The 12886-nt window shown below is 59.2% G+C and carries 13 protein-coding genes; 11 read left to right on the forward strand and 2 right to left on the reverse strand.

Going from position 1 to position 12886, the window contains the following annotated elements; translation table 11 throughout:
• Positions 1 to 116: 116 nt before the first annotated feature.
• Both PMI26_RS29245 and PMI26_RS29240 read right to left on the reverse strand, forming a co-directional pair.
• Entirely contained in the window at positions 117 to 1337 is a 1221-nt protein-coding gene (locus PMI26_RS29245; protein ID WP_007969741.1) for a CaiB/BaiF CoA transferase family protein, read from the reverse strand.
• Between the two features lie 13 nt (positions 1338 to 1350).
• A complete protein-coding gene (locus tag PMI26_RS29240) occupies positions 1351 to 2532 on the reverse strand; it encodes an acyl-CoA dehydrogenase (RefSeq protein WP_007969743.1) in 1182 nt (393 codons plus the stop codon).
• A gap of 157 nt (positions 2533 to 2689) precedes the next feature.
• Between PMI26_RS29240 and PMI26_RS29235 the strand changes: the two genes are divergently transcribed.
• The 11 genes from PMI26_RS29235 to PMI26_RS29190 all read left to right on the forward strand — a co-directional run bounded on the left by PMI26_RS29235 (position 2690) and on the right by PMI26_RS29190 (position 12853).
• Positions 2690 to 3589 (forward strand): LysR family transcriptional regulator, encoded by a 900-nt coding sequence (locus PMI26_RS29235; RefSeq protein ID WP_007969745.1) that lies wholly within the window; start codon positions 2690 to 2692, stop codon positions 3587 to 3589.
• Between the two features lie 435 nt (positions 3590 to 4024).
• A complete protein-coding gene (locus tag PMI26_RS29230; protein ID WP_007969746.1) occupies positions 4025 to 5146 on the forward strand; it encodes a Re/Si-specific NAD(P)(+) transhydrogenase subunit alpha in 1122 nt (373 codons plus the stop codon).
• Positions 5147 to 5157: 11 nt separating this feature from the next.
• Positions 5158 to 5514, forward strand: coding sequence for an NAD(P) transhydrogenase subunit alpha (locus tag PMI26_RS29225; protein WP_007969747.1), 357 nt, complete (start codon positions 5158 to 5160; stop codon positions 5512 to 5514).
• The gene (locus tag PMI26_RS29220; RefSeq protein ID WP_007969748.1) at positions 5511 to 6944 is read left to right on the forward strand and encodes an NAD(P)(+) transhydrogenase (Re/Si-specific) subunit beta; all 1434 of its coding nucleotides are present in this window, start codon (positions 5511 to 5513) and stop codon (positions 6942 to 6944) included. The genes PMI26_RS29225 and PMI26_RS29220 overlap by 4 nt, the downstream gene beginning before the upstream one ends.
• A 213-nt stretch (positions 6945 to 7157) precedes the next feature.
• On the forward strand, positions 7158 to 8651 hold the full coding sequence (locus PMI26_RS29215) for an acetyl-CoA hydrolase/transferase family protein (protein ID WP_007969749.1): 1494 nt from the start codon (positions 7158 to 7160) through the stop codon (positions 8649 to 8651).
• A gap of 320 nt (positions 8652 to 8971) precedes the next feature.
• Positions 8972 to 9187, forward strand: coding sequence for a DUF1127 domain-containing protein (locus PMI26_RS29210; protein ID WP_007969750.1), 216 nt, complete (start codon positions 8972 to 8974; stop codon positions 9185 to 9187).
• A 258-nt stretch (positions 9188 to 9445) separates the two neighbouring features.
• On the forward strand, positions 9446 to 9655 hold the full coding sequence (locus PMI26_RS30190) for a DUF1127 domain-containing protein (RefSeq protein WP_081500920.1): 210 nt from the start codon (positions 9446 to 9448) through the stop codon (positions 9653 to 9655).
• Between the two features lie 145 nt (positions 9656 to 9800).
• Entirely contained in the window at positions 9801 to 10121 is a 321-nt protein-coding gene (locus tag PMI26_RS29205; RefSeq protein WP_007969752.1) for a DUF2388 domain-containing protein, read from the forward strand.
• A gap of 107 nt (positions 10122 to 10228) precedes the next feature.
• Entirely contained in the window at positions 10229 to 10546 is a 318-nt protein-coding gene (locus PMI26_RS29200; protein ID WP_007969754.1) for a DUF2388 domain-containing protein, read from the forward strand.
• Between the two features lie 28 nt (positions 10547 to 10574).
• Positions 10575 to 10895, forward strand: a complete 321-nt coding sequence (locus PMI26_RS29195) for a DUF2388 domain-containing protein (protein WP_007969755.1) — start codon at positions 10575 to 10577, stop codon at positions 10893 to 10895.
• The gene (locus tag PMI26_RS29190) at positions 10892 to 12853 is read left to right on the forward strand and encodes a DUF7844 domain-containing protein (protein ID WP_007969757.1); all 1962 of its coding nucleotides are present in this window, start codon (positions 10892 to 10894) and stop codon (positions 12851 to 12853) included. The genes PMI26_RS29195 and PMI26_RS29190 overlap by 4 nt, the downstream gene beginning before the upstream one ends.
• Positions 12854 to 12886: the final 33 nt, after the last annotated feature.

Genomic DNA, 12886 nt, shown 5'->3' on the forward strand with positions numbered 1-12886 from the left:
TCTGCCGTCAAGCACTGATTTTGCTCTTCTATCAATAACTTGCAGAAAGCGCTAAAACGCCTGATTTGAGACCTATATAGAGAAGCAAAAGCGCTTCCCTATATAGAAGAGAGCAATCAGAGCACGCCAGACGCCTTGAGCGCAGACACCGCTCCTGCATCCAGCCCCAGGACCCGATGCAATACCTCCAGCGTATGCTCACCCAGCAGAGGTGGCGCAAACCGGTACTCCACTGGGGTTTCGGACAGACGAATAGGGCTCGCCACCTGAGGCACCATTCCCGCCAGCGCATGCGGCAGCTCGATGGCCAACCCGCGTGCCTTGACCTGAGGATCGGCAAACATCTGCGCCAGGTCATTGATAGGCCCGCAAGGCACGCCCGCCTGCTCCAGCTGCGCCACCCATTCAGCGGTGGTCTTGAACACCGTTGCCTGGCGGATCAGCGGAATCAGTACCGCGCGGTTCGCCACCCGCAGCTTGTTGGTGGCAAAACGCGGATCGTCCGCCCACTGCGGCTGTCCGGCCACTTCCGCGAACTTGCGGAACTGCCCGTCGTTCCCGACGGTAAGGATGAAATCGCCATCCGCCGTAGGAAAATCCTGATAGGGCACAATGTTCGGATGAGCATTACCCAAGCGTTTAGGCGCATTGCCTGTCGTCAGGTAGTTCATGGCCTGGTTGGCCAGGCAGGCCACCTGCACGTCCAGCAGCGCCATGTCGATATGCTGGCCCCCGCCGTCGTGATCCCGATGCGCAAGTGCAGCCAGGATCGCTACAGTCGAGTACAGCCCGGTCAGGATGTCCGTCAGCGCCACGCCAACCTTCACCGGCCCCGCGCCTTCTTCGCCTTCAGGTCGCCCCGTGAGGCTCATGAGACCGCCCAGCCCCTGGATCATGAAGTCATAACCCGCACGCTTGGCGTAAGGACCGGTCTGGCCAAACCCGGTGATCGAGCAATAGATCAGGTCCGGATTGATCGCCTTCAGCGATTCATAGTCCAGGCCATAGGCCGCCAGACCACCAACCTTGAAGTTTTCGATCAGGATGTCCGACTTCGCCGCCAGCTCACGCACCAGCTTCTGGCCTTCGGGGCGAGTGAAGTCGATGGTGACCGATTGTTTGTTGCGATTGGCCGACAGGTAATAGGCGGCCTCGCTGGTGTTTTCCCCATAAGCATCTTTAAGGAACGGCGGCCCCCAGGCGCGCGTGTCATCACCGTTACCGGGACGCTCGACCTTGATCACTTCGGCGCCGAGGTCGGCCAGGATCTGCCCGGACCAAGGTCCGGCCAGCACCCGCGATAAATCCAGTACCCGTAGATGCGATAGCGCGCCCATGGACGTCCTCCTGTTAATAGAACGCCTGGATGCCGGTTTGCGCACGACCGAGGATCAGCGCGTGGACGTCATGAGTACCTTCATAGGTATTCACCACTTCCAGGTTCACCAGGTGGCGAGCAACGCCGAACTCATCGGAGATGCCATTGCCACCCAACATATCGCGAGCCATGCGCGCGATGTCCAGGGACTTGCCGCAGGAGTTGCGCTTCATCATCGAAGTGATTTCGACTGCAGCAGTGCCCTCATCCTTCATACGACCCAGACGCAGGCAGCCTTGCAGCGCCATGGTGATTTCGGTCTGCATGTCGGCCAGTTTCTTCTGGATCAACTGAGTGGCTGCCAATGGACGGCCGAACTGTTGACGATCCAGGGTGTACTGGCGAGCGGTGTGCCAGCAGAACTCGGCCGCACCCAGTGCGCCCCAGGAGATGCCGTACCGTGCCGAGTTGAGGCAGGTGAAAGGACCTTTCAGGCCACGGACATCCGGGAAGATGTTCTCTTCGGGCACGAACACGTTGTCCATGACGATTTCACCGGTGATCGATGCCCGCAGGCCAACCTTGCCGTGAATCGCCGGAGCGCTCAGGCCTTTCCAGCCTTTCTCCAAAACGAAGCCACGGATGTCGCCGGCATCGTCCTTGCCCCAGACCACGAACACGTCGGCAATCGGGCTGTTGGTGATCCACATCTTGCTGCCGGTGAGGCTGTAGCCGCCTTCCACTTTGCGCGCACGAGTGATCATCGCGCCCGGGTCGGAACCGTGGTTAGGCTCGGTCAGGCCGAAGCAGCCGATCCACTCGCCCGAGGCCAGTTTCGGCAGGTACTTCTGCTTCTGCGCTTCGGTACCGAACTCATTGATCGGCACCATCACCAGCGAGGACTGAACACTCATCATCGAGCGATAGCCGGAGTCGATACGCTCGACTTCGCGAGCGATCAGGCCATAGCTGACGTAGTTCAGGCCGCTGCCACCGTACTGCTCAGGAATGGTTGCGCCCAACAGACCCACTTCGCCCATTTCGCGGAAGATCGCCGGGTCGGTCTTCTCATGGCGGAAAGCTTCAAGAATGCGCGGCGCCAGGCTCTGCTGAGCGAACTGCGCAGCCGTGTCGCGAATCATGCGTTCTTCTTCAGTGAGCTGTTGATCCAGCAGCAGGGGATCGATCCAGTTGAAGCTAGCTTTACCGCCCATGTGTGTGTCCTCTCGAATCGGGTCAAATAACGTGGACTGATCCTAGGCCTGGATCGACGCTACGGCAAACGAGGATTTCGCATACTGTTGTGCTAATTTCTCACTCCGAAACATCGCAAAAGAGCTTTTATGCGATGCATTAGTGAGGTTGACGTACATGCGCAGGAAGATACCCAGCACCACCGCCCTGATCAGCTTCGAGGCCGCGGCGCGCCATGAAAGCTTCACCAAGGCCGCCCAGGAACTTTCGCTGACCCAGGGGGCGATTTGCCGACAGATCGCCAGCCTTGAAGAGTTCCTCAGCGTAGAACTGTTCCGACGTTCGCGGCGTGGAGTGAAGCTGACGGAGGCCGGGCTTTCCTACAGCCGCCGGGTCGCCACTCAACTGGATGCGGTTGAGCGCGACACCTTGTCCGTGATGGGTCAGCAGGGCACCAACGTAATCGAATTGGCCGTGGTCCCGACTTTCGGTACCCAATGGCTGCTGCCACGGCTCAAGGACTTCCAGCACAAGCACCCGGAAGTGACGGTCAACCTGACCAACCGCACACGCCCGTTCCTGTTCGCCGACACTGATTTCGATGCCGCGATCTACTTCGGCGACGCGGATTGGTCGGGTACAGAATCCCACAGGCTGATGGGTGAAAATCCGATGCCCGTTTGCAGCCCCAGCCTGCTCGCAAACAAGACCAGCCTTACGCCCGGCGAAATCGCCGATTTGCCCCTGCTGCAACAAACCACCCGTCCTTATGCCTGGCGTCAGTGGTTCGATTCCCAACACCTGAATGTCCCGCGAGACATGACAGGCCCCCGCTACGAGCTATTCTCCATGCTCGCCCAGGCGGCCATGCATGACATGGGCATTGCCCTGATTCCGCCGTTCCTGATTCAAAGGGAGTTGAAAGAAAAACGTCTGGTGATCGCCAACCCGCAAGCACTGTCCAGCATCAAGGCTTATTACCTGATGATTCCTGAGCGAAAGGTCGAATCCGCGTCTTTAAGGGCATTTCGCGACTGGCTGGTAAACCAGGCGCACAGCTACAGCCTAGAGGAGTAAAGGCTTTCCCACGTTACCTGACCCCGTAGTCAGCAAAAACAAATCCCTACAGATATACGGATTTGTCGCATAACAGCAAACTGTATCGAAAAGTCGTACAAACGTCCCACAAGCGCCTGATCATGCGGCTTTGCGCCACTATTTCGAGGCGATGCCGCATCATTCATACGGCCGATGTATAAATTCTTCAATTTCGACCAGAATCCTTGTAAAGCACGGTCTGCAAGGGATCGAGCCGGTTGGTTGCGACATTCGGTCACGGGGTGACTTGTAGTTAATTTTCCGTCACCCGTCATAATCCCTTGAAGGGCACAAAGTTCGCCTGCAAAATGCCGCGCCCCGCCCTGATTTGGCGGGATCGTGCTGATCGGCCGCCCCAGCCGCACCATCCGTAGTGCATGGGTTTACTCAATAAGATCACGCAGGAGATTTGACGTGCACATTGGTGTTCCTCTCGAAACCCAGACCGGTGAAACACGGGTTGCTGCAACCCCGGAAACCATCAAGAAGCTGATCAGCCAGGGTCATAAGGTCACTGTACAAAGCGGCGCCGGCGTTAATGCCAGCGTTGTCGACAGTGCCTATGAAGCGGCAGGCGCAACCATTGGCAGCGCCAATGATGCGTTTGGAGCAGAGCTGATTTTGAAGGTGGTCGCCCCCAGCGACAGCGAGCTGGCGCTGATTAAAAGCGGCACCGTTGTGGTGGGTATGCTCAATCCGTTCAACAACGAAACCATCGCCAAGATGGCCGAGTGCGGCATTACCGCCTTCGCCCTGGAGGCTGCGCCACGTACCTCCCGCGCCCAAAGCCTGGATGTGCTGTCGTCGCAAGCCAACATTGCCGGTTACAAGGCTGTCTTGCTGGCCGCTCACCATTACCCTCGTTTCATGCCGATGTTGATGACAGCTGCGGGCACCGTGAAAGCGGCGCGCGTGCTGATCCTGGGTGCCGGCGTGGCCGGATTGCAGGCCATTGCTACGGCAAAACGCCTGGGTGCGGTGATCGAAGCCTCCGACGTGCGTCCTGCGGTGAAAGAGCAGATCGAATCCCTCGGCGCGAAGTTCGTCGACGTGCCTTACGAGACCGACGAAGAGCGTGAATGCGCCGTTGGTGTCGGTGGTTACGCCCGGCCGATGCCGGCCAGCTGGATGCAGCGTCAGGCCGCAGCCGTGCACGAGCGCGCCAAACAAGCTGACATCGTCATCACCACAGCACTGATTCCCGGCCGCAAGGCACCGACGCTTCTCAGCGCAGAAACCGTGGCACAGATGAAACCGGGCTCGGTGGTCATCGACCTCGCGGCCGCCCAGGGCGGTAACTGCCCGCTGACCGTGGCCGATCAGGTGGTCGTCGAAAACGGCGTGACCATCGTTGGCCCGACCAACCTGGCGGGCGCAGTGGCGGCCGATGCTTCGGCGCTGTACGCACGCAACCTGCTGGACTTCATGAAACTGTTGTTCGATAAAGAAGGACAACTGGTGATCAACCTTGAAGACGATATCGTCGCCGCGTGCCTGATGTGCCGCGACGGCCAGATCGTGCGCAAGAACGGCTGAGGATAAAAACAATGGAAGACATGCTGATCTCTCACGGTATCTACAACCTGATCATCTTCGTGCTGGCCATCTATGTCGGCTACCACGTGGTCTGGAACGTAACACCTGCACTGCACACGCCACTGATGGCTGTTACCAACGCCATCTCGGCCATTGTGATCGTCGGCGCCATGCTCGCCGCCGCCCTCACTGTGACCCCGCTGGGCAAGACCATGGGCACCCTGGCCGTGGCCCTGGCCGCGGTCAATGTGTTTGGTGGCTTCCTGGTCACCCGGCGCATGCTGGAAATGTTCAAGAAGAAAGCGGCCCCGGCAAAAGCTCCGGCTGCCAAGGCCGATGCAGTCAAGGCTGAGGTGCAGCAAGCATGAGCATGAACCTGGTTACTTCCCTGTATTTGATCGCCTCGGTTTGCTTCATTCAGGCGCTCAAGGGCCTTTCGCATCCCACCACGTCGCGTCGCGGCAATCTGTTCGGCATGCTCGGCATGGGCCTGGCGATCCTCACCACGGTCGGCCTGATCTACAAGTTAGGTGCCGAACTGGCCCATGACGGTATCGTCTACGTGATCGTCGGTCTGCTGATCGGCGGCACCGCCGGTTCGATCATGGCCAAACGCGTTGAAATGACCAAGATGCCCGAACTGGTCGCCTTCATGCACAGCATGATCGGCCTGGCCGCGGTGTTCATCGCCATTGCGGCGGTCGTCGAGCCGCAGTCGCTGGGTATCGTCGCGCAACTGGGTGACGCGATCCCGGCCGGTAACCGCCTGGAGCTGTTCCTCGGTGCCGCCATTGGTGCGATCACCTTCTCCGGTTCGGTAATCGCCTTCGGCAAGCTGTCGGGCAAGTACAAGTTCCGTCTGTTCCAGGGCGCACCGGTACAGTTCACCGGTCAACACAAACTGAACCTGCTGCTCGGCGTGGCCACCCTGGGCCTGGGCATCACCTTCATGTTGACCGGCGACCTCAGCGCCTTCGCCTTGATGCTGGCCCTGGCCTTCATCATGGGTGTGCTGATCATCATCCCGATCGGTGGCGCGGACATGCCAGTGGTCGTGTCGATGCTCAACAGCTACTCCGGCTGGGCAGCGGCAGGTATCGGCTTCTCGCTGAACAACTCGATGCTGATCATCGCGGGTTCGCTGGTAGGCTCGTCCGGTGCGATCCTCTCGTACATCATGTGCAAGGCGATGAACCGCTCCTTCTTTAATGTACTGCTCGGCGGTTTCGGCAATACAGCCGACGCAGGTCCGGCAGGCGCCAAGGAAGCCCGTCCGGTGAAATCCGGCTCGGCTGACGACGCGACTTTCCTGCTGACCAACGCCGACACCGTGATCATCGTTCCGGGCTACGGCCTGGCGGTAGCACGGGCGCAGCACGCGTTGAAGGAACTGACCGAGAAACTGACCCATCGCGGCGTGACCGTGAAGTACGCGATCCACCCGGTTGCCGGTCGTATGCCAGGCCACATGAACGTGTTGCTGGCCGAGGCCGAAGTGCCTTACGACCAGGTGTTCGAGATGGAAGACATCAACTCCGAGTTCGGTCAGGCCGACGTGGTGCTGGTGTTGGGCGCCAACGACGTGGTCAACCCGGCCGCGAAGAACGATCCGAAATCGCCGATTGCCGGCATGCCGATCCTCGAGGCGTTCAAGGCCAAGACCATCATCGTCAACAAGCGTTCGATGGCCAGCGGCTATGCCGGCCTGGACAACGAACTGTTCTACCTGGACAAAACCATGATGGTGTTCGGTGACGCCAAAAAGGTCATCGAAGACATGGTAAAAGCCGTCGACTAATCCTCTGCGGCACACAGAACGCCCCGACTCGTCGGGGCGTTTTTGTTTGCGCAAATCGTCGGACAAACTATTCTTTTATTACCGATCCGGTAACGGTGTTTTGCTTGAAAGGCCCTGAATAGACGCCTCGATTGCGACCTTGGTAGCGGGACAGAAGTCGACGCAATTCACTAGACTGCACGTCCTGCTACCTGTTGCCCGAGATAACAATCCATGTACCGTGACCGTATTCGCCTGCCTTCGTTGTTGGACAAAGTGATGAGCGCTGCCGACGCTGCCGCTCTGATTGAGGACGGCATGACCGTCGGCATGAGTGGCTTCACTCGCGCTGGCGAAGCCAAGGCCGTTCCTCAGGCGCTGGCCGAGCGCGCCAAGGTCACGCCGCTGAAGATCAGCCTCATGACTGGCGCCAGCCTGGGCAACGACCTCGACAAGCAGCTGACCGAAGCTGGCGTCCTGTCGCGACGCATGCCGTTTCAGGTCGACAGCACCCTGCGCAAGGCGATCAACGCCGGTGAAGTCATGTTCATCGACCAGCACTTGTCGGAAACCGTGGAGCAATTGCGCAACCAGCAATTGAAACTGCCGGACATCGCCGTGATTGAAGCCGTTGCGATCACCGAGCAAGGGCATATCGTGCCAACCACTTCGGTAGGCAACTCGGCCAGCTTCGCGATTTTCGCCAAGCACGTGATCGTCGAGATCAACATGGCGCACAATCCGAACCTCGAAGGCCTGCACGACATCTATATCCCGACCTATCGCCCGACCCGCACTCCGATTCCATTGGTCAGAGTGGACGACCGCATTGGCAGCACCGCCATCCCGATTCCAGCGGAAAAAATCGTCGCCATCGTGGTCACCAATCAGGCTGACTCACCCTCCACGGTGCTGGCGCCAGACGCCGAGACCCAAGCCATTGCCGACCACCTGATCGACTTCTTCAAACAGGAAGTGGCCGCTGGACGCATGACCAACAAGCTCGGCCCACTACAAGCCGGTATCGGTACTATCGCCAACTCGGTGATGTGTGGCCTGATCGACTCGCCGTTCGAAGACCTGACGATGTATTCCGAGGTGCTGCAGGACTCGACTTTCGACCTGATCGACGCCGGTAAGCTGAGCTTTGCTTCGGGCAGCTCGATCACCCTGTCGAGCCGGCGCAACGCCGATGTGTTCGGCAACCTGGAGCGCTATAAGGACAAACTCGTCCTGCGCCCGCAGGAAATCTCCAACCACCCTGAAGTCGTGCGCCGCCTTGGCATCATCGGCATCAACACGGCGCTGGAGTTCGACATCTACGGCAACGTCAACTCCACCCACGTCTGCGGCACCCGGATGATGAACGGCATCGGCGGCTCGGGCGATTTTGCGCGCAACGCGCACCTGTCCGTGTTCGTGACCAAGTCGATCGCCAAGGGCGGTGCGATCTCCAGTGTGGTGCCGATGGTCAGCCATGTTGACCACACCGAACATGACGTCGACATCCTCGTGACCGAAGTGGGCCTGGCGGACTTGCGAGGCCTGGCGCCCCGGGAGCGTGCGCGGATCATCATCGACAAGTGCGTGCACCCGGATTACCGCCAGGCGCTGAATGATTACTTCACTGCAGCGTGCGCCATCGGCGGACACACCCCGCACATCCTGCGTGACGCACTCAGCTGGCACATAAACCTGGAAGAAACCGGGCGCATGCTGAAGAAGTAATTGCTACAGATAGCAGCTGGCGCAAACACAGTTTCGCCAGCTTGCACTTGCCGCTCTCACAATATGAAAAAAACTGTACTGCTGTACTGGTCATTTCCTACGGAAAATTCCTGCCTCATCGGGGTAAAACAACATTTTTGCACTCAAACAGTGCAGACAGGTACAGTTGCCTCAATTTCGACCAGTACACCCCCTATAAACAGTTAACTGAGCTCTCACAATACAGATGAACTGTATCTACAGAGACTAGGCAAACAAGAGGATCATGGGCACCAGTTAAACCACTACCTAATCCCGCCACAAGCGGAAGGATGACCACCATGGAACGTACACTCAGTTCCGATCTGTTTTTCGAAGACACTGCTGCAAAAACCCAGGCTTCCCTGCCTCTGCGCGTTATCGCCAACCTGATGTTGTGGCAGCGCCGCATTACCAGCCGCCATCAACTGGCTCGCCTGGATTCGCGTCTGCTGGCTGACGCCGGGATTAGCGAAGCACAACGCTACGAAGAGCTGAGCAAGCCGTTCTGGCGCTAAGTTAGCGTCGCTGGCTCTGACCTTAAGGTCCACCGCCAGCAACCCGAATTGAAAAAACAAAACCCGTCGTGGGCAACCACGACGGGTTTTGTCGTTTTGGCCCGGCAAACCCGGTCTTACAGAAGACTACCCCGACAACCAGTACAGTTTTCAAAAACAACAAACTGAATGAGTACAATTTAGCCTCTGTGTGTCTGTAGTGACTATTCGGCGGGTGTCAGCATGGAGCTCTCCACTTATCAGGACAGGGACCGTGCCATGAAGAACGTACAGGATTTTTCCATTCCATCGGCTCAATCGAGACCTTGCCAGCAGAGGCTTCGAGGGCTGCTCAAAGGGCTCTGCGCCAGCCTGGAAAGGGCGAGAACGCGACGTTTGCTGGCTCAACTCGATGATCGCCAGCTAGCGGATCTGGGTATCAGCCACGCCGACCGCAGCCATGAATTGGATAAACCGTTCTGGCGTTGACTTCCTGCATACAGGGTCAGGACTGTTCGAACCGACACATACAGGCCTAATATCACTTCAGAACGTGGCGAACGCCGAGTGCCTGGCGTCTGATTTTGCAGACACTGCGCCATATTTCAAATGGTCTACCAAAAGGAGTTACCCCATGTCCCGTCTTCGCCTGCTTAGCGCCGCGGCTCTGTTTGCCGTGGCTGCCAGTGCCCAAGCCTCCAGCTTCATCGTGACCACGGATGCGGTGGTCAACGCACTCAAGGCCACCTCCGATGCGACCACCAACATCGTTTCGTCGTCGTTCAAGGATGACAAGATCGTCCTCGCCGCCCGTGACGACGCCGCCAGCTTCGTCGCCAGCGAAGGCTCCATCCGCGGTGTGAAGCTGGAAAGCGCCCTCGATCACATTCGCCATAAGGCGCCACAACTGAGTGCAACAGACGCACAACTGGCGCAGGCGATCCTGACGATCTAAACGGCGGTACAGACATGGGGCACGTCCAACGTGCCCCAATGTTTCGGCGCTGGCTCTAGACCGGCCCTTGCGCTAGCCTTGGGACTCACTTTCAACTGTCGAGCCTCATGCGTTTTCCTTCCCGCTTCCTGATCACGCCAGTCTTTCTCACCCTGGGTTACTGCGCATCAGCCCACGCTTATGACGCCTTCAACCTGTCCACCCAGGGCACCGTCGCCAGTGGTTACGCCACAAGCCTCGTGACCTCCGCCCCCTTCGACCATAAACTACTGCTCGCCGCCCACGATGATGCCGCGGCATTCATTGCCAGTGACGGCCAACTGAGAGGCGCACGATTGGAGTCGGCCCTTCGGTATCTGCGCCAGACCCAGGCAAAACTTCATGCCAGCGACCTTGAACTGGCGCAAGCAATTCTCGTCCAATAGTTATCCCTGCTTTTCTGGAGTTCGTTCCATGCGTAACCCGCTGATTGCTGCCATCCTCGGCCTGCTGCTGTTGGCCGATGTGGCCCAGGCACATACTCTGGTTGCCACCAGTAACATCCTGATCCGCGCGACCCAGCGCACCCTCGATTTCACCTCCGACACCACCACGTCCATTCGCGATTCGAAAATCGTACGCGAAGCCCAGGACGACGCCGCCAGTTTCGTCGCCAGCGATGGCGACATTCGTGGCGCTCACCTGGAGTCCGCTTTCAACTTGCTGCGCACCCGCGTGCCCGAAGCGCGCGACGCCAGCGATCAGGATCTCGCCGAAGCCATCCTCGCACTGTGAGGTGTCCACGCGCCTGGCTGCTGACCGGGGCCCTGTTGCTGCTCGGCAACACGGCCCACGCAGGCCTGCAGTTACAACTCAAGACCGAAGGCCTGACGCCCGCGCAACAGCAAGCCAGCCAGGCGTTGCTTGATGAAGCCATGCAGGCGCTTCCACCACGCTTCATCGAGCAGCTGGACCGACGTATCGTCGTCGGCTGGACCGATGACATGCCGCGCAATGCCTACGGCCAGGCATCGCTGGTGTCCGAGCTCGATCTGAACCGCAACCTGCTGGCCGGCCTCACCGATGGCAGCGCCGCAAGCAAAAAAACCCATCGCCCCCATGGCACCGTGCGCCGGGAAATGCTGGCCACTGTGTTGCACGAGCTGACTCACATCTACGACCGTTCGCGCCTGTGGCCGGATGACGAGCGCAAGCTGATTCAGCGCTGCACCCGGCGCAACAACAGCTCAGGGCTGGTTGGCATACCCGACCAATGTCGGGGCCAGTCCGATCGGCGCTTTACCCTCAGCGACGATCCGCGCCTGCTCGACCTGGCCGGCTGGCAGCAATACGTAGGCCGTCGGGGTGAACGCGAACAGCACAATCGCCAGATTGCCCGCAGTCCGGATATCTACGAGACCAGCAGTCCCAAGGAGTTCGTCGCGGTCAACATGGAGTATTTCCTCCTCGACCCGAGCTACGCCTGCCGCCGTCCCGCACTGTATCGCTACTACAAAGAGCATTTCGGCTGGGCACCCGCCGCCAGTGATACCTGCAGCAAAACCGTCGCGTTCCTCAATGCCGGCAACGACTTCGCCAAGACACCGCTGGGGCAGGTCGATCCGGAGCGGGTCTATGCCGTTGACTATCTGCTGGCCGAGGCCAACCAGAACCTGTTCAGCCGCTGGGGCCACAGCATGTTGCGTCTGGTGATCTGCGCGCCGGGCCGCCCCCGTGGCCCGGATTGTCGGCTGGACCTGGACCAGCATCTGGTGCTGTCGTATCGCGCCTTCGTCGGCGACGTACAGTTGTCGAGCTGGGATGGCCTGGTCGGCAAATACCCGTCGCGGTTGTTTATCCTGCCGCTGTCCCAGGTCATCGACGAATATACCAAGACCGAACTGCGCAGCCTGGCCTCCGTGCCCCTGAACCTGTCGCGCACAGAAATTGAAGACGTGGTGGAACGTGCCGCCGAGATGCACTGGAGCTACGACGGCAACTACTTCTTCCTGTCGAACAACTGCGCGGTGGAAGAACTGAAATTGCTGCGTGGCGGCACCAACAACCCGAAACTGGTAGGGCTCGACAACATCATGCCCAACGGTTTGCTGGAAGTGCTCAAAGGTCGAGGGCTGGCGGACACCAGTGTGCTGGACGATCCGCGGGAAGCCTTGCGCCTGGGTTATCGTTTCGATTCCTTCCGCGAACGCTATCAGGCGATGTTCGAAATCCTGAAAAAGCACTTGCCGATCAAACAGGAAACCGTCGAAGAGTGGCTGGACTTGAAAGCCGCGGAACGTCGGCAATGGTTCGAGCAGGCGGACCTGCGCACCAGCGCGGCGTTGCTCCTGCTGGAGCAGGCCAGCTTCCGTCAGCAATTGCTGCTGGCTCAGGATGAAGTGAAGCAGCGCTATCTGGGCGCCCGGGAATTGCAGAATGGCGGCATGGACAAGGCCAACGAAACGCTCAAGGACATTCTCGCCAATAGCGGCTTCCTCAGCCGTCCTGCGGAACTGCTGGGCACCAACGGTTATGGCTTGCCACAGCCGAGCGAGTGGGAGCATCTGGAATCGGAAAGCAGCCAGCGCCAGAAGCAGCTGCTGGCGCTGTCCGGGGACCTGGACAAGGAGGTGAGAGCGTTGCTCGAACCGGGTCGTGCCGCCGAAATGGCCGCCAACGAAGCCAACGTGAAGCAGATTGGCGAGCATTTGCGCAAATTGCACAAGGCAGCAGGCGGCATAGAGTTGCCTTGATACCGCGACCTGTGGGAGCGAGCTTGCTCCCAC

This window comes from Pseudomonas sp. GM33, assembly GCF_000282295.1.
Classification (GTDB): domain Bacteria; phylum Pseudomonadota; class Gammaproteobacteria; order Pseudomonadales; family Pseudomonadaceae; genus Aquipseudomonas; species Aquipseudomonas laurylsulfatiphila.

Excerpts from the sequence above, each read along its gene's own strand:
- PMI26_RS30190 (WP_081500920.1), top strand. The coding sequence starts at position 9,446 with ATGAAGAACGTACAGGATTTTTCCATTCCATCGGCTCAATCGAGACCT.
- PMI26_RS29245 (WP_007969741.1), bottom strand. The coding sequence starts at position 1,337 with ATGGGCGCGCTATCGCATCTACGGGTACTGGATTTATCGCGGGTGCTG.
- PMI26_RS29205 (WP_007969752.1), top strand. The coding sequence starts at position 9,801 with ATGTCCCGTCTTCGCCTGCTTAGCGCCGCGGCTCTGTTTGCCGTGGCT.
- PMI26_RS29210 (WP_007969750.1), top strand. The coding sequence starts at position 8,972 with ATGGAACGTACACTCAGTTCCGATCTGTTTTTCGAAGACACTGCTGCA.
- PMI26_RS29200 (WP_007969754.1), top strand. The coding sequence starts at position 10,229 with ATGCGTTTTCCTTCCCGCTTCCTGATCACGCCAGTCTTTCTCACCCTG.
- PMI26_RS29235 (WP_007969745.1), top strand. The coding sequence starts at position 2,690 with ATGCGCAGGAAGATACCCAGCACCACCGCCCTGATCAGCTTCGAGGCC.
- PMI26_RS29195 (WP_007969755.1), top strand. The coding sequence starts at position 10,575 with ATGCGTAACCCGCTGATTGCTGCCATCCTCGGCCTGCTGCTGTTGGCC.
- PMI26_RS29215 (WP_007969749.1), top strand. The coding sequence starts at position 7,158 with ATGTACCGTGACCGTATTCGCCTGCCTTCGTTGTTGGACAAAGTGATG.
- PMI26_RS29240 (WP_007969743.1), bottom strand. The coding sequence starts at position 2,532 with ATGGGCGGTAAAGCTAGCTTCAACTGGATCGATCCCCTGCTGCTGGAT.
- PMI26_RS29220 (WP_007969748.1), top strand. The coding sequence starts at position 5,511 with ATGAGCATGAACCTGGTTACTTCCCTGTATTTGATCGCCTCGGTTTGC.
- PMI26_RS29225 (WP_007969747.1), top strand. The coding sequence starts at position 5,158 with ATGGAAGACATGCTGATCTCTCACGGTATCTACAACCTGATCATCTTC.